This is a genomic window from Saliphagus sp. LR7 (assembly GCF_003344565.1).
GTDB classification, from domain to species: Archaea; Halobacteriota; Halobacteria; order Halobacteriales; family Natrialbaceae; genus Saliphagus; species Saliphagus infecundisoli.
Genome location: NZ_QPND01000015.1, coordinates 60,058 through 81,846 on the forward strand (window position 1 = coordinate 60,058; position 21,789 = coordinate 81,846).

Genomic DNA, 21,789 nt, shown 5'->3' on the forward strand with positions numbered 1-21,789 from the left:
AGGGTGCTCATTCTTCACGGGGGGTGAGAACGTCGAGCCCAGGAACCCGGGAGAAATGGTCGTCAGCCGCGATCAGGTCAGCCTCGAGGGCACGAGCAACACCGGCAATCAGGATATCCGGCGCCGGGATCGGTTCGCCGCGGTCGAGTAATGCCGAGCGAATATCGGCCGCTTCGCGAGCGGCAGGGTCGTCGAACATAACTGGCTCAGCCCACTCGAGGGCGTCAGTGATTGTCCCTATCGTCTCGGAGTCGGTCGATCGGAGCGCCCCCGCATACAATTCGTAGAGGGCGACCGTCGGGATGACGTACTCCGTGTGTGGGTGTGCCTCGAGATACGCAAGCGTATACGATTGTTCGTTGAGATAATCGACGAGAAAACTCGTCTCTACGACCTTCATGCGTCGGCGTTCCTGTCGCGATCGTCGCCAAAGAGCCGTCGCTCGCGAGCACGAAGATCACGGTCAAGTTCCTCTCGGGCCTCCTCGACGGCATCCGCCAAGTCGGTGCCGGTGACTGCCCCGAATCCAGCTCGAAAATCGGGAGTCTCGTCGACCTCCTCCGTGTCGGTAACCCACCAGACGACGGCGCGGCCGCCGACCTTCTTACGTGCAACGTATCCCTCTTCCTCAAGGTCGACCAGCCGCTCGCGGATCGCCCGCCTCCCGATCGGAAGGACGTCGGCAAGTTCGGCCGCGGTGGCAACAGGTCCCGAAATCCGGGTCATGGCCGCGAGAATGTCCTCGTCGGTCACTGCCGGCGTATACTTCCCCCCGGCATCGCGGTTGGTGTCTGACATACTTGGCACTATGTTCGAGAGGGATTTAACCGTTTCCCACGTGAGTAGTGGAAACACTTAATACGACATCCTACGTAGGAACTGGTAGAGACAGACCCGTTCCGTGGGGCGTTCTGATCGTAGCAATGCCCGGGTGCTAGTACACCCGAGCTGGGCTGTCTTGTGGAACCAACAGCCATGACGACCAACGCACTCGCAGAACTTGACGTTGACGCACCGACCGCCAAACGTGCCCAGTACGAAGCTTTCGAGTTCGATCTCGAAGCGCCCGGCCTCCTCCAGGTGATCAACGGGAGCTACGGCGACGACGAGAAGCGCGAGCACTCGTACCGCGTGAACATCGAGAACGGCGTTCCCGTCACGTGTGAGTGTCCCTCCGACACCTACCAGGATGGCGCCTGCAAACACCGCGTGGCCGTCGCGATTCGCGAGCCCGTTCTCGAGGCAGCGACCGCGGACCACTCCCAGGATCGTGTCGCGACTGATGGCGGAGATTTCGTCATCGCCGGCGACGAAGGGCCAGTCCTCGAGACCAACGATGTCGACGAAACGAATGCCGAAACCGAGGACTGGGCGTGTTCGACGCTCCCGGGCGACTATCCGTGTGCCGCGTGCTAGATCGACGGAGACGCTGCGTGGCCCGATGAGGAGGACGGCACACATAGGAGCCACTAATCGGCGTTCGGCGAGCGAATCCTCTCTTCGGGCGTCTCTCTGTTGGGTGAGAACGGAAGCAAACCGGACCGAACGTGCCTCGTATCTATACCTTGTCGCCAGAGATACTTAAAGGCAGAATCGCTGAGGGTTCGACGGCGTAATCACCTTGTGCAACAGTCGACCGCCCACTCAGAAAGATGTTGCACAAGGCGATGGGACTCAAGTGTCGGCGCTAGCGAACTCGACCACCTCATACAGCGGAAACACGGTGTCTCATACGCCACTAGCCTCGACATGAGCCCCTCAACTGCACAGGGATCACCGAATACGCCTTTGCTCGAGCCGTTAGTGAAACGACTGGACACAGAACCCATTCCCTTCGGGATCACGCATCACGGTTCACGTCTCGGTCACTGGACCGGTCGTCCCCGTTTTCGTCTCGACGACGATCGGACAGAGTTGGGTGAGCTGCTAGACGTACTCTTCCCGGTCGTCGGTATTGATATTGAGACTGATCGGAATGTATTCGGGTGGCTATCGTGGCATCTTCTTGGAGAACAGTCGCAGACCATCCCCCACTGGATCAACCGCGGCAGCGGTTGCGTTGAGATCACAGTGAATCCTCTCTTCGAACGGCGTCGCAGCGACCCGTTCGAGGCCCGTTCGTCGGTGTACGGGCGAAAAACAAGACTAATTCAATATTCTGAACTAGGATTCAAAAGGATAATAGTGCTGGAGGTCTGAACGACGTGTATGAGCGACTCAGGAACCACGGATCACATGGCAAAGGTCTTCCGGATTCGGGAGGTTGCGATGACGGTTCGTGAACCAAAAAACGCGGGAGAGATTGCCGATTCCGCTGGTGTTGCTCGAAACACGGCTGAAAAGTATCTCACGCAACTCGTTGAGGCGGATAAACTTGAAACGGTCCAGCGTGGCCGCGAGACCTGTTACTATCCCGACCCAATTACACAGTATTTCGATCAGATCCGTGACTTCGTCAACGAGTATCAAAAGGATGAGCTTACGGCTGAATTAGGTGCCATCCGAGATGATATCGACGAGTGGAAGGACGCCTACGATGTGGAGTCCGCTGACGAACTCCGGACAACCGTCGGTGATGATGTTTCGGCATCCGAACGCCGACAGCGACGTCACGACGCAGAGGATTGGGAGTACTACGAACACCAGGCCACGCTCATCAAGCAAGCAATTCAACTCTACGATACGATCGAGGCAACCCGCGAGAGTGGTCTCGCATCTGCTCACTGATTCAGGGCTCGCGAATGGGAAATTCACCGACTCCTGGAGACACACACCTCCATCGATATGAAGTCCACAAACGAGTCGTAGCTCGACTTCGACGAGAAGCTGGCATAACGGCCGTGGACGCGGATCCAAGTCCGATGCGTCCAGTCCGTCTGAAAGCGACTCTCGATCGCGCGGTCTTCATCGATCAGAATTTGGACGCTGGCGACGCGATGCTTGAATTCGAGTGGCGTCCACATCCCGAGCGCGACGAATTCCGTATCCAGTACAACGAGCCGGGTACTCCGTGGTCATGCGGCTGGCATCAAGACGAAACTCATGAGAACTTGGGTCCGAGTCATTTTCAAGTTGACCATGACGAGTGGTCAACACCTCACCGTGAATCCGCATCGTTCACAGATTCGAATCCGATGGCAATTCTCGAAACCTGTCTCAGTGAACTTCGAGATAGTGTCCCGAATCTGCCCGACAGTGTCGGCCCGAATCGATAAACCGTCGCGAACCGGCGATAACCTAGCTGGCAGGAATCGTTATACAAGTCCTCGAGAGAATTCCACCTACTACGTCTCTCAATGACAGTTATTGACGGTATCTCACGTGAGGTGACGGCCCTCTGGGGCGATGGAAAGGGACGATCGCTTCTTGTCGTTGCAAGTGGCTGGGGGATCTTACTCGGCGCACGCATGATCTATCCGGTGCTCCTCCCCTATCTGCGTACATCGTTTAACCTGAGTCTCACCGTTGCAGGCTTCCTCGTTACGATCCTCTGGCTGGGATCAGCGCTTGGGCAACTCCCAGGCGGCATTCTCGCTGATCGGTACAGCGAACGCCTCATCATGACTGTGGGGACGATCACCGTCGCCGGAGCCCTTGTGGGGGTGTTGATTGCGCCGACAGCACTCCTCCTGTTCGCTGCCACTGCCGTAGTTGGTCTCGGCCAGTCACTGTATCCAATTGCACGGATTACCATCCTCTCGGACATCTATCCCAACAGGATCGGAAGCGCCCTCGGTGTGACGATGGCGACAGGTGATCTCGGTCAGACCATTTTCCCACCCATTGCGGGGGTGCTCGCCGCAGCGATCGCCTGGCAGGCTGGGTTGGGATTTCTCATTCCGTTGCTCCTGCTGGTCGGCATCGTCTTGTGGGTCGTGCTGCCGGCTCAACCACCAACCGAACCTGACGCTGATTCGATTTCAGTGGGGGATCTCCCGTCGATCGTCGCGCGGTTGCGCCGCGAAAACTTGTTGTTCGTCGCGTTTATCCTCTTTCTGTATATCCTCATTTGGCAATCGTTTACAGGACTGTATCCGACCTATCTTGTCGATCAGAAGGGGTTATCTTCTTCGGCCGCTGGGCTCTTGTTTAGCGTCTTCTTCGCGTTTGGCGTCATCGTCAAACCGCTGGCCGGAGCTGCGTACGACCGGATCGGTATGCGCCGATCCCTTGTTCTCGTCCTGATCGGCCCCGTTGTTGGCCTCACGCTCTTACCCATCCTCGAGGGGTTCTGGCTCCTTGGGGCAGTGACAGCGCTCGTGAGTTCGATGCTTGGCTCAGGAGCGATCACGCAGTCGTTCCTCTCCGATGCGATTCACGATGACATCCAGGGGACTGGTCTTGGAGTCGTTCGAACCACGTCAGCGACGCTCGGTGCAGCAGGCCCGGTTCTATTCGGGGGCATCGCTGACCGCGGATACTTCGATGAAGGCTATGTCCTGTTAGCTGCGGTACTCGTCGTCGTGATCCTCCTTACACTCCGGCTTCCTGAATCGACAACTGGAACGGCCACTGGGGGACACTGATTCCTGGGGTGAGTACTGGAGGACGTAACGCGTCCAGCACACGCCCTCGTGCGAGAAGTGATTGGGGGATTCTTTCGGACCGTGCCATACCGTCACTCTCTGTGCCATTCATTTCCGTACGCCCGACACTCACCCTTCCATCTGTCTGACCGCTGTGGGCTCGATCGAAATGATGACTCGTTCACTTTCGATGGGATTGGGATATTCATCCTCCCCCGTATATCGCTGTGCCAGTTCGTCGATATGCTCTCGCGCCCCCTCTGTGGTGATCTCATCGACCTCACCCGTGACCGAAAGCATCCGATAGGGATTATCCGGATCAGTCATACTGACTGCAACACGGGGATCGTTTCGGGCGTTTTTCGTCTTTCGGCGCTCGCGCTCAGTGTTGACCAACAACCGGTCCGCCTCCACGTCGTAATCAATCCAAACGGCCGTCGAGTGCAGTGTCTCGTCGGGGAGGATGGTCGTCACGTGAGCAAACGTCTGCTTCTCGAATAAATCCTGGAAATCGTCTGGAATCGATGCCATATCCTCCATACACGAGACCCGCCCTAAGAAGTGTACCCCGCGTTCGCAACCACTCTCCGAGATATGATCGGTCACGTCCAACACGATCCGGCAAAAGTCCTCGAAGTCCGGGGGATCTATATCTCCGCCCGGACCTCGCGAACATCGATCGAATCTTGTGCAACGGTTCTGCCCGTAAATTGTTCGCTTATTGTACAAGGTTCGGGATGCCGATGCAGCCGACAGTCACGTCCGAATCCCGTACCCTGGGCTCGAAAGGGGTCACAATCACCAAGAGTCTCCCTTGGCCCTCAAGGCACTTATGAGATGGTCTGGCAATTCCTCGTTGGATGATAACCTTGACTAGGCCCTAGTGCCGGCCGAGCCCCGCTCCCAATTCTCCTGTTCCTTTCCGAGGAATAGATGGGTCCGACTGCATACATAGCCCTCATGGACATGGATATACCTATTATAAATCCTGAAATAGCAATTAGTGCGATTCCCATCCGCCGTGACTGTACATCTTACTCGACGACGGATGCTGTCGACAGTAGGAATGGCTGGGACAACGGTTGCGTCCCTCAACAATGCGACACCCGGGCGCGCAACCAACGAGTCCGTAGAAGATCTGGAGGCCCGGTCGGGAGTTGAGGATCCCGGCTCAATTCTCGTCCAACTCGGGGATCTTGATGGGAATCGGGCGATTATTTGGGGGCGGGCTAACTGTCCCGCTCGACTGTACGTCGAGATCGCTACCGACGAGGCGTTCAGTGACGTCCGGACGGTACGAGGTCCGGCTGCGCTCTCTGTGACGAACTACACGGCACGAGTCGATCTCAAGGGGCTTCCCCGAGGTGAGCACGTGTTCTATCGTGTCTTATTCGATCGTCTAAACGAATCTGACTCGTTCACCGATGCCGTCAGTGGGTCCTTTCGCACGCCACCTGAAGAATCAGATCAGGCTGAAGATCTTCGATTTCTTTGGGGCGGGGACGTCGCCGGCCAGGGTTGGGGAATTGACCCCGAGCGCGGCGGAATGAAAATTTTCGAAACAATGGCTGATCTTGAGCCTGACTTCTTCATCCACTCGGGCGATGCCATCTACGCTGATGGCCCACTCCAGAAGACGGTCGAACTTGACAACGGCAAGAGCTGGACCAATATCGTCACGGATTCCAAAGCGGACGTCGCCGATACACTCGCTGAGTTCCGTGGTAACTATCTCTATAACTTCCTTGACGAGTACTACAGGGAGTTTGTCGCCGACGTGCCGATGATCGCTCAGTGGGACGATCACGAGGTTACGAACAACTGGTATCCTGGCGAGATCCTTCCTGAAGACCCCCATGACGTCAAAAGCGTCGACTTACTCGCAGCTCGCGGTCAGCGGGCGTTTCTGGAGTTCATGCCAGTTCGCTCGGGCTCGCACCACGCTGCACGGGATGAGCACTACGATACGTTTGATTACGGACCGTCAGTCGATGTGTTCCGGCTTGACCTCCGCAGTTACCGTGGACCGAACATTGCGACACTGGATGAAGAGCGGAGTTCGGAGACAGCAATACTCGGGGAAGAACAACTCGAATGGCTGAAAGCGTCCTTAGCCGACTCGGATGCGACCTGGAAGGTGATTGCCTCGGATATGCCAATCGGGCTTCTCATTCCCGATGGTGACGTCTTCGAGGGAATCGGGAATGCAGACGGTGCGCCACGCGGGCGTGAGTTCGAAATCGCCGAGTTACTTTCGTTTCTTCACGATGAGGATCTCTATAACGTCGTTTGGTTCACCGCCGACGTCCACTACACGGCAGCGCACCACTACCATCCCGACCGGGCGCAATTCTCCGAGTTCAATCCCTTCTGGGAGTTCGTTTCGGGACCACTGCATGCGGGGACGTTCGGGCCAAACGAGCTGGACAACACCTTCGGCCCGAAAGTAGTGTACGAAAACTCACCGCCGGAAGGCGAGGCGAACCTTCCTCCCAGTGCGGGGCTCCAGTTTTTCGGGCAGGTCGACATCAACGCTGACACGGAGGCACTGACCGTCACGTTAAAAAATCGCGAGGGAGAGTCGCTGTACTCTAAAGAATTTGATCCGAATCAGTACGGATAATAGCCTCGTAACGACTGACGCTGATTAGATGTCGTCCTTGGTGGACATGAGGAAACGGACGAGACAGTCAGCCGCTCAGTGAGTGGGCTCTCCGGCCGGAGCGACCATGTCGTCGATCTGGAGGATGAGGATGTTGTCCGTGTCGTCTTTCCCATCGACGCGCCCCTCGATACGGAGCTTCGAGAGCGGTGTCGGGCCCACGGTGACGGCATCGTCCTCATGAAACTCGTCAATCGAGCCCTGGATGTGGACTTCCGCCCGGCAGAGCACGGGGTGGTGAACGCTCGAGAAGTCAATCTCCTCGATGATGACGCCCTCGACGTCCTCGCCCTCGTGTGTAAGCGGGACTGACGCCGGGTCGTCCATCTGCTGGATCTCCAGGGCCTCGTAGGCTGTCGCCGTCGGCTTGTATCCACCCTTTGGTCCGGGAACGCCCTCGACAAGCTGGAGGGCTTTCAGGCTCTGCATCTGGTTACGAATCGTCCCCGGGTTGCGGTCGACCTGTTCGGCGATCTCCTCGCCTTTGATCGTGTCCTCCGAGTCCTTGTGGAGATTCGTCAGGGTACGCAAAATGTTCTTCTGGCTCGACGTAAGGTCGATTGATGACATAGGAATTCTTCGCAATTGATTTTCTTAAATCCAGTGGGTTGGCCACTCAATGGGAACTGAGTACTGCTGGTGAGTTCAATCGGCTACTCCTCTGGAAGTTATCTCCGTCAGACTGTGTAGTGAGAACTAGTGATAGGCCGGGCTGACACATCGGAGCTCGCCTCGTGATGCCTTCGGGGAGTGTGTCATCTTGAACGCACAGATAGAATCCATATCGGTCACTGCACCGACTCTACCTCCGCCGGCAGCGAATTCGTCGGCGCACCCCGGGACCTAATACGGAGGCGTGTGAAATAATAGCATGGGGTCCGCCCTCGACGACATTAGATTTCTCGTGGATTCAGAAAATCGAGTCGACGCGCTGACCGCATTACGTGAGGGACCCTGTGACCGAGACGAGCTACAAGCGACGACCTGCGCCTCCGCGCCGACTGTCGGGCGCATCTTGGGAGACTTCGAGGAGCGGGGATGGGTCCTCCGGGACGGTCACGAATACGAGTTGACGAAACCCGGTGCCTATGTCGCGGAACATTTCATGACCTTCTTCGACCGGATGGACACGGAGCGACGTCTCCGCGATATCTGGCAGTGGCTGCCGAGCGAGATGAACGGTTTTACGCTTGAGATGGTCGCCGACGGTGTCGTGACGGTCGTTGAACCCGGCGACCCCTACGGACCGGCGAACCGTTGTGCCTCGCTGTACCGGGAGACGGATCAGCTCCGCGGGTTCGACGCCGCACTGACGGCGCCACACCACTTCGAGGAGCTCTACCACCAGGTCATCGACGGAATGGACACCAAAATCATCTTTCCACCGACGGTTTCAGAGAACATCGCGTCGACGTACCCGCAGAAAGCAAGCGAAGTGCTCGAGAGCGATTCGTTCACGCTCTGGCTACACGATGACATACCCCTGTGCAGAGTCCTGATATTTGACGACCGCATTGGAATCGGCGGCTACGACGCCGACAGCGGAGTCTTGCAGGTGTACGTGGACACCGACGCACCCGAAGCATGCGCGTGGGCGGAATCCACGTTCGAGTCGTACCGTCGGGAGGCGAGGTGCATTACCTCGTAACAATACTGTTCCGAGTCAAACCACTCGTTCAACCGGCCGGACCGAGTCGTTCCATTTTTTTGATGCAGACTTCTCACCGTCCGACGCTGCGTACGAGGCCGGGCCGAGCGGATTCACGGCGTGAAACCACGGCACGGCCTGTATCGTCCACTGGGGTCGTGTAAGATTCACCGAATAGGTATTTGCATCCTTGCACCGTCCAATACACTGGTTATGAAAACCGGCAAACAAACCCGGGGTGAATCCTCGTGATTCGGGAAACGGTCGACGTACGCGAGCGCCACATGCCGCTGTACGACCGGTACGAGGAGGCGCCCGACGAGGCTAAGATCACTGACCGGTCGGTCGCGACCGGCGGCATTGACGTGGACCCGTTCCACGGAACCCTCGAACCGGGAAGTCAAGATTACGGCGTCGCCTGGGAGTTCGGCATCCACCAGGCGGTCAGCGGCTTTCACGACGCTCCGAATCCGGGGGACGTCCTCTGTGCTGCCCTCGCAGCCTGCCTGGATTCGACGATACGTATCATCGCCGGCCGACTCGGCGTGACGCTGGACCACCTCGAAGTCGAAGTCACCGCCGACGTCGACGTCCGCGGCACGCTGGTCATCGAAGAGGACGTTCCCGTGGGCTTCCAATCGATGGAGTGCCACGTCGACATCCGGGCTGAAGACGGGACGGATCCCGAACTCGTGGAGCAGCTGATCGAAGCCGCGGAATACAGCTGCGTGAACCTCCAGACCTTGACCTCCGGCGTCCCGGTGGAGACGACGGTCGACATGGGCCACTGATTATGTCGACCAAAGCTGACCCCACTGTCGAAGTCAAATTCGACCAGGAAGCGTACGAGCGTCTGTCGACCGTTACCGACACGCCCGCCGATTTCCTCCACGAAGCAGCTATGGATCGCGTCGAGTTGGCGGAGGCAATCGCCTACACTCGAGAAGAGGGATTTCACGGCCCGAAGGGATTTGCGAAGCTGGCCGACGACACGTACCCGACGTGGCCGCTGGGCAGCGTGCTGGGGATCGAACTCGAATCGATGGGAGACGGTGAATCGCGGTGGCGGATGGAGGTCGGGGCCGAGCACGCCAATCCGATGGGTACCATGCACGGTGGCGTACTGTGCGACATCGGGGATGCCGCCCTCAGCACGGCTTTCATGAGCACGCTCGAGGACAGCCAGATGTTCACGACGGTCGATCTGCGAGTCAACTTTTTGCGGCCGGTGCGGACCGGCCGGCTCGTGGCGATCGGTCGCGTCATTCACCGGGGTCACACCATCGGGATGGCCGAAAGCGAGGTGACGAACGAGGACGACGAACTCGTCGCGAAACTCTCGGGTACCTGTATGACACTCGGTGATGGATAGGTCGCATCTGGCCAGACCCTGTGAATCCTTCCGAGAATTCCTGTCTCTCGAAACCGGGTGAATCCCACCGTTCACGGCTGGCGAGGACGTCCCTTCGCACTCGCATTGTAAACTCACTCGCCATCGGGTTCGATTTCATAGAGTGAAGGGGTTTCACAGAAAATCATGCACCGTGGGGGTTCTCGGGTACGCCGATTCCCCAGCGATAACTTGCGGATCTATGCGCTCCTCATTGGAACAGTGGGCATGTGGTGACGCTGACCATCGATGGGCGCTCCATCTGAGGCACACGGTCCGTACCAGGGCGAGGCCTGGGCTCAAATTTACGTCAGACACCGGCACTGAACACTAAGTGCCGACGCAGAAAGTGACTGTATGAACACGGATGAGGAGTATATTCGTGACGCGATCGGACTGGCACGCGAGGCGGCTTCTGACGGGAACACTCCGTTCGGATCGTTGCTCGTTGTCGGTGATACCGTCGTCAGGCGGTCGAAAAACACCACGATGACCGAGAACGACATCACCGCCCATCCCGAGTTGAAACTCGCACGATGGGCGGCTCGCGAACTCGATCCCGACGACCTCGCCAACTGTACGATGTATACCAGCACCGAACCATGCGAGATGTGTGCGACTGCGATTCACTATGCTGGGTTGAATCGGGTCGTCTACAGCGTCTCAGGAGAGGCACTTGCCGATGTACAGGAGGAAGCAAGCGGAATTTCCTGTAGAGACGTGATCCGACGCAAAGGAGGGACCACGGAGATTGACGGCCCCGTTCTCGAAACCGAAGGAATACGCATCCATGAGGAGTTCTACAAGTAGATAGTGATGAAAGAGCGAAAGAACATTTCCTACGACGATCCCACCGACATTCACGCCCGCCAATCAGCATGACAGCGAAGACAGGGCTCACCCCTGGGTACCCCCCCTGGAGTGTCTCCCTTGTTTAGACGTGCTGGTGTTTCCATTCGTTGTGGGCCCGAATTGCCTTCCGGCCAGCATCGGTGAGCTGATAGGCGTTCGTCCGCCCGTCGATCGTCCCTCGGGATACGAGACCCTTCTCAACGAGCCGGTCGAGGTTCGGATATAGCCGTCCATGGTTGATCTCCTCGTCGTAATACTCCTGCAAGGCCGTCTCGATGGCTTGGCCGGACGTCCCATCACAGCCCGCCATGATATACAAGAGGTCACGCTCGACCTCGCGAACCCCCTCCAGTCCTCGGTTGAATTCGTCACTGAACTGTGTCATACAGAAATGGTTAGGGTACTAATCACATCTATCTCTTGCGAAAATGTCCAAATCATCCTATAGTATTTGCTGGGAAAGGACTGACTTGTCTCCCCCAGTGCTGGTCGCCAGTTACGCTTCCGTTCGCACGGAAACAAAGATACCCTCACCGACCGGAACAACGCTTGTTTCGAACTCCGGATCGTCGATAACATGAGTGTAGTACTCAGCGATCCCTGCAAGCGATGACCCCTCCTCAGGAGAGTGTGGTCCGTCCAGTACGGCTCGCAGGTCAGCAGGGGACATTGCATCCCCCGAATGAAGGACGTTATCGGCGACAATCATCCCGCCCTGAGAGACCTTCTCACGTACGGTCTCGAACCCGGCGAGATACCGCTCGTTCTCGTGGTCGAGATGGACGAGATCAAACGGGCCATCGTATCGATCGACAATCTCGAGGGCATCTCCGCGCTCGAAGACCGCCCGATCAGCGTAGCCACCCTGCTCAAAGTACGTACGTGCTTGGTCGAGTTCCTCCTCGTCTACTTCCGTGAGAACGATCCGCCCTGCCGGTCCGATTGCAGGCGCCATCCAGTACGCCGAATAGCCGAATCTCGAGCCGAACTCGAAGACTGACTCCGCGTCCATGAGTCGGGCACAGAGCCGGAAGAACGCTCCAACCTCGTGTCCGACTGTAGGAAACTCCTCGCGGTTGGCCTGATCTTCCATGCATTCGAGGACTGGATCGTCTCCCGGATTCATGAGTGTGAGAATCTCATTAACGTCATCGGTGTGTAACATCGACATCGACTGCGTCGATATGGCGCTAGCCGATATAAGAGAGTTGGACTCCCCTCGATGTGGTGTCCCCATCCGGTTAATCCAGCCGAGAGAGTTCTCCGCGTCGTTCGCGGTGCATAATCCCGCCGGCGAATCGCCGAAGAGAGGCAACGAGTTCATCCTCGGTGTTGTATGTCTCGACTCGCAGATCCCACCGGACTGACGCCGACCGAATCATCGCACTCGTTACGGTATCCTCGTGGACGAACACCAATCGCTCTCCATGTGTATCCGCTAGGTTTTCGAGGATACTGCCAGCCTCTTCGCCGACGCCGAAGTTATGGCCGAGAAACGGTACCACGAACGCCGTCGCGTTGCTACACCGGGTATATTCGATACTCTGAGTCGCAGCATCGATGTCGTCAGTATCGATGTCTACGTCAAGTGCGAGAAACGCGTTCACCCCTGGATCGGTCCGGAGTTCCCCTTGTACCCGTCGCAAGAACGCCTGCGCCGAATTGATATCATCCTTGTTCCGAAAGAGACGGCGTAAGGGACCGGGAAGATCCTCGATGTCGATCTTCTGGCGTTTCTCCTCGCTGAGTACGTAGTTAAGGTTAAACGACTTGTACGGCCCCATCAGATAGAAGAGAAAACGGTCATATGTCACGCCCCCAAGCCGGTCGGTGATCTGCTCGCGCGTGATCTCGACAGTCATGGCGACTCGTATCCAACGAGAGTATATAAAACAGGATATTTTTGAGAACTCTCGGCTTGACAACGACTAAGCGTCTCCGACTCGTAGTGTAACTCACGATGGCGACAGATCAAACGCGGTTTGTCGGCGACGATTCCCCAGACGATCCCGCAGACCTGCTGCCAGCGGAGAGCGTCCTCACTCTCGAGGAATACCTTGATATGCATGCGGCTGTCGGCCACCGAACCCGGTACGAAATCCTCTATCGGCTCGTCCATAGCGGTGAGATGAGTCCGAAAGAACTCGAGGGCGCGATCGAGATCGACGATAGCACGCTCCATTACCACCTCAACAAACTCGTTGACGTCGGCCTCGTCGAGAAGCGCCAGCGCACGGAACGGGGGCAAGACGGGTTGTACACGTATTATCGGGCCACTGTATTCGGGGAGGTAACGCTCACCGACGGTGTCGACGAGTTAATCCGTGGCGAGCAGGCGTTCGAAGAGATGTACAATAGCTCCGGATCCCACTGAAATCTCTACACTAGTGGGATTTCTCGCTCTCGTCGCCGTCGTCTCTGCGGTCATCGTCGTCTGAGGTCTCTACAATAGTGGGAATATCTCAGCGATGCACGGGGGAGCGTATTATCTCAGTCCACGAGCCACCCACCATCAACGTCAACAGCGGTGCCGTGCATGAACGAGGCGTCATCGCTGGCGAGAAACCGCACGACTCGTGCGACTTCGTCCGGGTCAGCGTACCGTTCGGCTGGTGTCGATTGAACGATTTCGTTGATCTCGTCGGGCGTCTCCTCGATCATCTCTTCGGTCATTCCCGTCTCAATGAATCCTGGACAGACAGCATTTGCACGGATCTCAGGCCCGTAGTCGTACGACAACTGTTTGGTGAACCCGATCACACCGTGCTTCGAGGATGTGTAGGCGGCGCCGCCACCGCCAGCGACCTTGCCGGCGATCGACGCCGTATTGATCACGACACCTTCGTCGTCGCCCTCGGTGAGTATCGGCAGTGCTTCTTTCGTGAGGAGGAAGACGCCTTTGAGATTGATGTCGATGACGCGATCCCAGAGGTCCTCGGACGCCTCCCCGGCCGGCGTGTAATCGTCGAGGATCCCGGCATTGTTACAGAGCACGTCGATCGTGTCGTACTCGTCAGTCGCTCGTTCGACGACATTCTCCATACTGTCGGGGTCGGAGACGTCCCCAACAACACCAATTGCCTCACCTCCGTTAGCTTCGATCTCATCTGTGACCTCGTCGAGGCCATCCTCGTCGACGTCAACGAGGACGACGGATGCCCCATCGTCAGCGAATTCGTGTGCCATCGACCGCCCCATTCCCGATGCACCGCCGGTAATTACGACAACGCTGTCAGCTATTGAGACCATGTGATATCCTCTCGTGGCCCATCGAGAAAAATCACCAGGATGAACCAGCAGGCTCGAAGGTCCAGCCATCTTTTTCCGTCCGATACTCGTCGAGAACGGTATGCCAACTGAACTGGTCGACGACGTCTACGACATCACGTGTGGCGGGGACGCAGAGAAGCGATACCGGGTCTTTCTCTGCACGAGGGGTGTCCCAACCTTGTTCGATACCGGGCTTGCTCAGACGACGGATGCGGTGCATGAGGGACTCAGAGAAATCGGAACTGAGCCCGAGCGGCTGATCATCACCCATGGCGATGGCGACCATATCGGTGGATTCGACGCGCTCGTTGAGCAGTACGAACTCGAAACCTGGGTTCCCGAGCAAACCGACCTTGAAACGGACTACGATCCGGATCACCGGTACGGTGACGGTGATCAGATCGGACAGTTCACTGCAGTCCATGCTCCGGGGCACGAGGCGGATAACCACGCGCTGATCGACGAGGATGCGGGTATCGCGGTGATGGGTGATGCCGTCTCGGGAGCCGATCAACGTGGACTACCTGCCGGGTACTTCCATCTTCCACCTGCTGTCTACTCTCAGAACCTCAACGAGGCTGAGGCAAGCCTCGAGCGATTGCTAGAGTACGAGTTCGAGGTTGGCCTCGTCTATCACGGTTCGTCGGTCACCGAGAACGCCCGCTCGAAACTCGATCGGTACGTCAACTTCCCTAGTAAGCCGTAACCTGCCTTCTCTTAGTGGGGATTCTTCTACCTCATCCTTCCTCCCCCTAACGTATCGATCGGATTACTGAGCGGTGTTTTCTGAGCCAGAAAACGCCGACGGGGATTCTTGTCTCCGCCGTGCGGAGGTAGTTTTGCTAGCTCAGTGACCAAGAAGGGGTGCTCGGGCAGGTAAGCCACTCTCTCGTCCGGTATCCTGTCGCCTCAGAGATGGGGCGATAGGAGTCTGGAGAATTACGAAGGCGATGCGACAGCCGACGACACAGGACTCGACCACCGTGTCGCATGGGATTAAGGCGCACTCACGATCGCAAAAAAGGTCTCACAGCGCATCTGAACGGACCAACGACTCAGGGCCTTCGTGAACTACCCCACCCTATCGCTCGCTTGACGGCTCGCGCTTGAGGGTGGGGCTTCCTGTTTAGAAATTTCCGCTCCCTGTTAGTCAGTCTGGTAGCCGAACTGGTTGTACCCACTCCGGGGCGTTGTGACACGGACTTCAAAACGGGACCCAGTTTCACTCCCCGCAGCGAGCACGATCTCCCACCCGTGAGCGTCTGCGATCGCCTCGACGATCGACAGTCCAAGCCCAGTTCCGGTTTCACTTGTAGAGTACCCGCGATCGAACACCGTCTCGTGTTCGGACTCGGGGATCCCCGATCCGTCGTCGGCGACATAAAATCCTGACCCGTCCTCGAGTGGACCAATCCGGACCGCCGTGGCGCCACCGTGTTTAATCGCATTGTGAAAGAGGTTCTCGAAGAGTGTTCGAAGCCGCTCTTCGTCGGCTTTGACGGTTCGGAGATCATCGACGGTCAGAGTAGTGTCCTCGGTATCGACGGTCTGCCACGCGCGTTCGGCGACGTTCTCGATATCGACCTGGGTCGGATCGGTCACTAGTTGACCCTGCCGGGCAAACATGAGACACTCCTCGATCAGGTCGTCCATGCGGTCGAGGGCATCGACGATGGGCTGGACGTGCTGGTTATTAGTCTCCTCTCTCAGAAGCTCAAGCCGGCCGCTCGCCACATTCAGCGGGTTGCGCAGGTCGTGACTGACCGTGCTCGCGAACTCCTCCAATCGGTCGTTTTGTTGCTCAAGGAGCTGACGCTGGGCCGCTCGCTCGCGTTCGCGTTCGGCACGCTCGAGCGCAGCCTCCACATTGGTAGCGAGCAGTCGCGCGAGCGCCTCGTCGGTGTCGTCGAACTCACCGACGGTGGTGGTGCCAACGTTCATCACACCATACTCGCCAAGCGGGAGGATCATTTCCGACCGGATCGACGTCTCGGGGTTGTAGACATCTGCCTCGCTGACGTCGTTGTATGTGCGTGCGTCGTCGTTGACGAACGCATCCCACGAGAGGCTGTTGCCCGGCTCGTAGGTCGGTAGGTTTCCGATCATCGCGTCGCTGTCGTCGGTCATCGCCGTCGGACGGAGAGTCCCGGTGTCCTCGTCGTACAACCAGAGCGCACACACCGAGAGATCGAGCACGCGTTCGGCGGCCTCAACCGCGATCGAGGCGACGGCAGCGGGCTCTGTAGCGTCCATCATCCTCCGGGTCCACTCGTGGAGGTCGGCGAGCACGCGCTCGCGACGCTTCTGTGTCGTGATATCCGTGTAGACCCCAAAGGACTCGGAAGCCTCGCCGTCCAGCGTCGCGTTCCGGAAGAGGAACTCGCGTTTCTCCCCGTCGGCCGTTCGACGGGTGAGCTCCCGGACGATCTGTTCGCCCCCAGTCACGGCGCCGTCAATGGCCGCTGCTTCCTCGCGCTTGTCGGGTGGCACCACGAGATCGTTCAGTGACTTGCCGACCGCTGTCTCCGTGGAATAACCGAAGGTGGCTTCGAACGCGTCGTTGATCGACTCGACAATCAGTTCGCCTTCCGCATGGTCGACGAGGACCGTCGGATCGGGGATACTCCTGAAGAGGGTGGCAAAGCGCTCGCGTTCGTGTTCGAGGGCACGCTTTCGCTCCTTTCGATCGGTGATGTCCCGAACGACCCCCACCATCCGGTTCTCGTCGACCCTCGTGATCGAGAGTTCGTGAGGAAACGTCGTGCCGTCGGCGCGCCGACCGACCGCCTCCCCGCGCCAGGAGTCGTTCGGCCCGAACGCCGGCAGGATTTCGTCTTCGATGCGTTCGCGTTCCTCCTCGGGGTACAACGTCCGCCACGGCCGGCCGATGAGGTCGTCGGGCTCGTCGTAGTCGTGCATCGCGGCATAGGCCTCGTTGACGTACGCGAACTCGCCCTCGTCGTCGATGATAACGATCCCGTCGATCGAGGTGTCCATCGCCGCAGCCTGGGTTGCCAACCGCTCCTCGCGTTGCTTGCGCTCAGTGATGTCGGTGTAGATCGCGTAGCCTGCGATCGGGTCATCTTCACCCGCCTCAGTTATCGAGGCGTTTCGCAGGAGGAAGGTACGCCTCCCGGTCGCGGTCTCGCGCTCGATCTCCACGTTGACGGGATCACCCGCCTCCGCTTGTGCCGCAATATCGCGATACTCCGCCATAGAGTCAGCAGGAACGATCGCCTCGGAGATCCGATCGCCCACGACCTCCGCCTCGTCATACCCGAAGATCGATTCAAACGCCGGGTTGACAGCCTGGATCCGTCCTTCTTCGCCGTCGTATTCGTATCGGTATACTGCATCCGAGATGTTCTCGAACAGCGCACTCAGCCGATCGTGTTGACGCTCGCGTTCGCGTTCGCGCTGCCTGCGCTCGGTGATGTCTTCGGACACGAGGACGGCCCCTCGGAACTCCTCGTCGTATGGGAGCAGCGAGATGTGAATCCGCAGAGTTCGTTCGCTCAGTTCGGGAGGCGTGACGGCGATGTCGTACTGGCCGGTGGTCCGGTCTGATTCCCCGGATAACAGGTCGCTCAATACTGCTTCGTAGTTGGCGATGGCAGTCTCGGGAACGATCCCTTCTTCAATCAACGAAACGAACGGGTCTCCGGTGAGGTCCGCAACGCTGTGACCGACGAGCGCGCCTGCGCGCTCGTTACACCAACTGATCGTCCCTTCAGCGTCGAGTACGTATACGCCCACCGGGGCGGCCTCAACGGCCGTCTCGTAACGTTCGAGGTCACGTTCGTGCTCCTTGCGGTCAGTAATATCCCGGATAACACCTGACACGCCTGCATAGGTCCCGTTGTCGGTTCGCAGTACCATATGATCCTCGCACGGGACGCGCTCGCCATCGGCGGTCCAGAGGTCGAACTCGAGATAGGTTTCGTTGTGATCACCTCGTAGCAGCTCGCGAACGCTGGTCTCGAAGAGCTCAACGGTATCGGTGTTCTTGAGGATCGAGACATCGCTGTCGAGCAGTTCGTCTCGCTCGTAGCCGGTCAGGGCCACAAACGAGTCGTTGACGAAGGTGAACTGCCCCTCGCTATCAACCGTATAGAGGGCGTCATCGACGGTCTCGACCAGTCGTTCGTAGCGTTCGAGGCGCTGCTCGGTGCGGCGAGCTTCGATTGCGTTTTCGACTCGGTTTGCAAGTACCTCGTACTGCTCAGTGTCGGCCTCCCTGTGGAGATAGTCAGTGATGCCTAGCGAAAGAGCCTCGCTAGCGATGTCCACGCGTTCTTCCTCGGTGAATAAAATGAAGGGGATTCCGGACTCGCGCTCGGCCACCGCTTCATACAGCGCCAGTCCGTTCATCATAGGCGCGTTATGACCACTGACGATGCAGTCGATGTCGGTCTCCTCCACCAGTGCAAGTGCCGCTTCCTGGGTCGTCGCGGTCGTGGTCACGAGGGCATCACTCGCGCGCTCGACGCATGCGGCTGCAGTGTCGGCTACGCCGGGATCATCGTTGATGAAAAGGACGGTTGCCGTATCTTTCATGAAGGGGGTCACCGCTGTGACTTGTCTGGAATCTCCTTCGGAGTGACATAAATACCCCCGTCGGATGACCGAGAACTGGGACGGGAAATGTTACGGAAGGACTAGACACATGCGGTATTGTGGACGTAGATGATGAATTCCTGTGGAATCTCTGGGCCTCTCGTGAGAGACAACCCCGGTGCATGCTCTCCTGACGTCTATTCGCGCGACACTTTCATGGGAGTTGGTCCGAACCACGAAGCATGGCCACAGCGTCGCTTACGGAACCACACGTGCTCGCTCATACCAAGCGACGCCTTTTTCCTGACGGTGCGGTGTCGAGTACCTACGCGGTCTCCGATACACAGTTCGCAATGGACGAGTGGCTCCCGGGCCATCCGATCCCACAGGACGTTCGTGACCAGCTTGCACCGTTCAACCACGTCCAGTTGGGATCGGGCTATCCGGACCTCGTCGGCGTTCGCCGCCTCGAGTCAGACCTGCTCGCCAACTCTCAGACTGGCGGGCAGCCGCCATTGATCGCGATCGAAGCGAAAGGCCAGATCGAGAGTGGCACTGTCGACATCGACCGTGGGGTGGTCCAAGCATACGACCCTCGAGATCAAGCCCTCGGGACGCTTCCACCAAGCCGTCTGGTCCGAGGAGCCGACGGTCTTCGCCGCCGCCGTCGACCACGAGCGCGATCGGCCCGCGACCCGGCCGCCCTGGAGTTGGCCGCCGCTATCGGCCCACTGGAACTTCCCCGACCGCGAGGACACCCGCGGCTTCGTCAACGTCTTTACGTTTACCAACGCGGAGTCAGTCGAGCTCTACCAGAACGGAGATCTATTGGGCGAACAGCGCTCGGACGAGTACGAGGCCCGACCGATGGAGTGGTACGTCCCCTACGAGTCGGGGACGCTACGCGCCGTCGCGAAAAACGGCGGCGAGGTCGTCGACGACCACGAGCTGACGACTGCGGGCGAGCCGGTACGGGTCGAGCTCGAGGCCGACCGCGAGGTGATCGCGGCCGACGGCCGAGATCTGGTCTACGTCCGTGCGACCGTCACCGATGAAGACGGGGTGCGCGTCCCGCGAGCCGACCACGAGATCCGGATCTCTGTGTCGGGTTCAGGGGAACTCGCCGGGATCGACAACGGCGACCTCGAGAGCGACGAGTCCTGGGTCGGCGAGACCCGGTCGGCGTATCGAGGGAGTTGCCTCGTCGTCGTCCGCGCCGATCGCGTTCCGGGTTCACTCGTGATCGAGGCCCGTAGCGAGAAGATAGACGGCGATAGTGTGACCGTCGCCGTCGAAAATCCGGGATGATACCCGGGTTCTCTTCGGTATATCCAGTATAGGGTCATATCATGAGTTCCGTGATTCCGGACCCCTATCTTTCATCCTCTGATAGCTATCAACACTCCCACTATAATCTCTCACTCATTGGAAGCAGATTCAGTACCTCACAAAGCCAGTTCGTTGAGACGTCCGCTTGCTGAAGGCATGTACAAACCTGAAGAGATCGTTGAGGTCATCGTCGGCACGACCCCAACGGGACCCCGGTTTCACACTCTGTGAGAAGACATTTTCTCGTCATAGTTTCGGCTAATAATCGGTCAATATAGTTCTCACTGAAGTGAGGAATATCTCTTTGTGTCGATCGCTAGTCATCATCCACAGTCGTAGCGCATGACGATAACTTACTATGATGGGGGTGTCATAGAATGACATTCATCCCCGTCTCTTGATCCGCTTATTTTGCTTGTGTGAATTCCGCTTCTATTGGGATCTTTGCGCCGGTCGAGACGATCATACAGCCGAAGCCGTAGTACCCCTCAGCTGTTGGGTCGTAGTTCCACGATGCAGCGTCGTTGTATTGGATCGCCTCGATATGGGTTGAATGGCGCTGTTGAATCACTAGACGGCGGCGGGATCGGTCGCTAATTCAAAGGAGTTGAAGCGTGAGACTTCGGTTGCCTATGACCCAAACCTCCGCTTCATCGGGGAGGTTGTGCCGGTTGCTCAAAACGTTACTGGCGATAGAGACGAATCCGCCGCCACCTTCCGGGGCGGCGGATTCGCTGACTGCGCACTTGTTTCTCTCCACTGTCTGCGGATTTACCTCGATGCGTCCTACCGGATGACGATCGACCTATTGAAAGAGATGACACAAATAACCGGGGAGATCGGCCGCGCTGAGGCCGATCTCCCCTCACCATCCACGTTGTGTAAAGCGTTCAACCGGATCAGCATGAGCGTCTGTCAAGTGTTGCTGCGCCAGTCGGCGCAGCTCCACGATCCGTCCGAACACGGCGCGATCGACGCAACGTTCTATGAACGGTCAGCTGCGAGCCGCCAGTACTGCCAGCAAATCAGCTACCGCGTTCAGAAGCTCAAAGTCACGAAACTCGTCGATACCGAGTCTCAAGCCGTCCTCGACGTCAATTGTTCGACGACTCGAGAAGGAAGCGATGTAGATCTCTGTGAGCAGATCGCCCGCAGGAACGCGGGCGATCTGCGGTCTCTGGCCGCCGATAAGGGCTATGACAAGCAAGCGCTCCGCATTGGACTCCGTGAACTTGGCATCAGACCGCTGATCAAACACCGCATCTTCACTCCGTACGACCACGCACACAACGCCAGAATCGACGAACAACGCTACAATCAGCGCTCAATGACCGAGACCGTCATCCGTCTTTAGTTAGCCCTCACACCTCGGTTGCGTAGCGGTAGCGATCGTCTCTTGGAGGATCGGTCGTTGCTGGTGAATCTTCTGTGCGTCCTTGATCAGTCGTTCCAATGTCTTCGATAGGTGGAATCAATGCTTCCATCTCTTTCCGTTCTATTTCGGAAAGTTGTTCGGACGAGATGTCGCCGAGAACGTCTCGGTAGTCCTGTCGAA

At 58.0% G+C, this 21,789-nt stretch carries 21 protein-coding genes and 2 pseudogenes; 13 read left to right on the forward strand and 10 right to left on the reverse strand.

The genetic code is table 11. The features are described from left to right. Positions 1-7: 7 nt before the first annotated feature. Positions 8-400 (reverse strand): PIN domain-containing protein, encoded by a 393-nt coding sequence (locus tag DVH23_RS17340; RefSeq protein ID WP_114578676.1) that lies wholly within the window; start codon positions 398-400, stop codon positions 8-10. Continuing rightward, positions 397-798, reverse strand: a complete 402-nt coding sequence (locus tag DVH23_RS24360) for a hypothetical protein (protein ID WP_198667981.1) — start codon at positions 796-798, stop codon at positions 397-399. The genes DVH23_RS17340 and DVH23_RS24360 overlap by 4 nt, the downstream gene beginning before the upstream one ends. Positions 799-975: 177 nt before the next feature. On the opposite strand from DVH23_RS24360, the gene DVH23_RS17350 reads away from it, so the two are divergent. The 4 genes from DVH23_RS17350 (at position 976) to DVH23_RS17365 (ending at position 4,526) form a co-directional block, all read left to right on the forward strand. After that, the gene (locus tag DVH23_RS17350; RefSeq protein ID WP_114578677.1) at positions 976-1,416 is read left to right on the forward strand and encodes an SWIM zinc finger family protein; all 441 of its coding nucleotides are present in this window, start codon (positions 976-978) and stop codon (positions 1,414-1,416) included. Between the two features lie 498 nt (positions 1,417-1,914). Beyond that, positions 1,915-2,199, forward strand: coding sequence for a hypothetical protein (locus DVH23_RS23745; protein WP_157972467.1), 285 nt, complete (start codon positions 1,915-1,917; stop codon positions 2,197-2,199). A gap of 9 nt (positions 2,200-2,208) precedes the next feature. After that, positions 2,209-2,727, forward strand: coding sequence for a helix-turn-helix transcriptional regulator (locus DVH23_RS17355; protein ID WP_114578678.1), 519 nt, complete (start codon positions 2,209-2,211; stop codon positions 2,725-2,727). A 569-nt stretch (positions 2,728-3,296) separates the two neighbouring features. Continuing rightward, positions 3,297-4,526: a nitrate/nitrite transporter gene (locus tag DVH23_RS17365; protein ID WP_114578680.1), complete on the forward strand. Its 1,230-nt coding sequence runs from the start codon at positions 3,297-3,299 to the stop codon at positions 4,524-4,526. Positions 4,527-4,655: 129 nt separating this feature from the next. On the opposite strand, the gene DVH23_RS17370 is transcribed toward DVH23_RS17365, so the two are convergent. Beyond that, positions 4,656-5,057, reverse strand: a complete 402-nt coding sequence (locus tag DVH23_RS17370) for a PPOX class F420-dependent oxidoreductase (protein WP_114578710.1) — start codon at positions 5,055-5,057, stop codon at positions 4,656-4,658. Between the two features lie 535 nt (positions 5,058-5,592). Between DVH23_RS17370 and DVH23_RS17375 the strand changes: the two genes are divergently transcribed. Then, on the forward strand, positions 5,593-7,149 hold the full coding sequence (locus DVH23_RS17375; protein ID WP_114578681.1) for an alkaline phosphatase: 1,557 nt from the start codon (positions 5,593-5,595) through the stop codon (positions 7,147-7,149). 75 nt (positions 7,150-7,224) lie between these two features. On the opposite strand, the gene DVH23_RS17380 is transcribed toward DVH23_RS17375, so the two are convergent. After that, positions 7,225-7,758 (reverse strand): Rrf2 family transcriptional regulator, encoded by a 534-nt coding sequence (locus DVH23_RS17380; protein ID WP_114578682.1) that lies wholly within the window; start codon positions 7,756-7,758, stop codon positions 7,225-7,227. 301 nt (positions 7,759-8,059) lie between these two features. Here DVH23_RS17380 and DVH23_RS17385 point away from each other — a divergent pair, with 301 nt between their 5' ends. The 4 genes from DVH23_RS17385 to DVH23_RS17400 all read left to right on the forward strand — a co-directional run bounded on the left by DVH23_RS17385 (position 8,060) and on the right by DVH23_RS17400 (position 11,036). Further along, complete coding sequence (locus DVH23_RS17385; protein WP_114578683.1) at positions 8,060-8,836, forward strand: winged helix-turn-helix domain-containing protein; 777 nt, start codon at positions 8,060-8,062, stop codon at positions 8,834-8,836. Positions 8,837-9,084: 248 nt separating this feature from the next. Next, positions 9,085-9,627, forward strand: coding sequence for an OsmC family protein (locus DVH23_RS17390; protein WP_114578684.1), 543 nt, complete (start codon positions 9,085-9,087; stop codon positions 9,625-9,627). A 2-nt stretch (positions 9,628-9,629) separates the two neighbouring features. Beyond that, positions 9,630-10,208: a PaaI family thioesterase gene (locus tag DVH23_RS17395; RefSeq protein ID WP_114578685.1), complete on the forward strand. Its 579-nt coding sequence runs from the start codon at positions 9,630-9,632 to the stop codon at positions 10,206-10,208. Between the two features lie 375 nt (positions 10,209-10,583). Beyond that, positions 10,584-11,036 (forward strand): nucleoside deaminase, encoded by a 453-nt coding sequence (locus tag DVH23_RS17400; RefSeq protein ID WP_114578686.1) that lies wholly within the window; start codon positions 10,584-10,586, stop codon positions 11,034-11,036. Between the two features lie 124 nt (positions 11,037-11,160). Here DVH23_RS17400 and DVH23_RS17405 read toward each other — a convergent pair whose 3' ends face one another. The 3 genes from DVH23_RS17405 to DVH23_RS17415 form a co-directional block, all read right to left on the reverse strand. Next, entirely contained in the window at positions 11,161-11,463 is a 303-nt protein-coding gene (locus DVH23_RS17405) for a helix-turn-helix transcriptional regulator (protein ID WP_114578687.1), read from the reverse strand. Between the two features lie 111 nt (positions 11,464-11,574). Next, on the reverse strand, positions 11,575-12,249 hold the full coding sequence (locus DVH23_RS17410) for an O-methyltransferase (RefSeq protein WP_114578688.1): 675 nt from the start codon (positions 12,247-12,249) through the stop codon (positions 11,575-11,577). Positions 12,250-12,319: 70 nt separating this feature from the next. Then, positions 12,320-12,940 carry a hypothetical protein gene (locus DVH23_RS17415; RefSeq protein WP_114578689.1) on the reverse strand — a complete coding sequence of 207 codons (621 nt, stop codon included), beginning with the start codon at positions 12,938-12,940 and terminating at the stop codon, positions 12,320-12,322. A gap of 98 nt (positions 12,941-13,038) precedes the next feature. On the opposite strand from DVH23_RS17415, the gene DVH23_RS17420 reads away from it, so the two are divergent. Then, entirely contained in the window at positions 13,039-13,452 is a 414-nt protein-coding gene (locus DVH23_RS17420) for a winged helix-turn-helix domain-containing protein (RefSeq protein ID WP_114578690.1), read from the forward strand. A 116-nt stretch (positions 13,453-13,568) separates the two neighbouring features. Here the strand turns inward: DVH23_RS17420 and DVH23_RS17425 are convergent, their stop codons facing one another. Continuing rightward, positions 13,569-14,396, reverse strand: coding sequence for an SDR family NAD(P)-dependent oxidoreductase (locus DVH23_RS17425; protein WP_232833806.1), 828 nt, complete (start codon positions 14,394-14,396; stop codon positions 13,569-13,571). A gap of 31 nt (positions 14,397-14,427) precedes the next feature. On the opposite strand from DVH23_RS17425, the gene DVH23_RS17430 reads away from it, so the two are divergent. Beyond that, positions 14,428-15,054 carry an MBL fold metallo-hydrolase gene (locus DVH23_RS17430; RefSeq protein ID WP_114578692.1) on the forward strand — a complete coding sequence of 209 codons (627 nt, stop codon included), beginning with the start codon at positions 14,428-14,430 and terminating at the stop codon, positions 15,052-15,054. A 440-nt stretch (positions 15,055-15,494) separates the two neighbouring features. Here DVH23_RS17430 and DVH23_RS17435 read toward each other — a convergent pair whose 3' ends face one another. Then, positions 15,495-18,905, reverse strand: coding sequence for a PAS domain S-box protein (locus DVH23_RS17435; RefSeq protein ID WP_114578693.1), 3,411 nt, complete (start codon positions 18,903-18,905; stop codon positions 15,495-15,497). A gap of 549 nt (positions 18,906-19,454) precedes the next feature. On the opposite strand from DVH23_RS17435, the gene DVH23_RS17440 reads away from it, so the two are divergent. Continuing rightward, positions 19,455-20,213 (forward strand): DUF4982 domain-containing protein, encoded by a 759-nt coding sequence (locus tag DVH23_RS17440; RefSeq protein WP_114578694.1) that lies wholly within the window; start codon positions 19,455-19,457, stop codon positions 20,211-20,213. 430 nt (positions 20,214-20,643) lie between these two features. On the opposite strand, the pseudogene DVH23_RS17445 reads toward DVH23_RS17440, so the two are convergent. Then, positions 20,644-20,787 (reverse strand): annotated as a pseudogene (locus DVH23_RS17445) (IS5/IS1182 family transposase); the annotation flags it as partial. A gap of 54 nt (positions 20,788-20,841) precedes the next feature. Here DVH23_RS17445 and DVH23_RS17450 point away from each other — a divergent pair. Further along, a pseudogene (locus DVH23_RS17450) lies at positions 20,842-21,576 on the forward strand (IS5 family transposase); the annotation flags it as partial. Between the last annotated feature and the right edge of the window lie 213 nt (positions 21,577-21,789).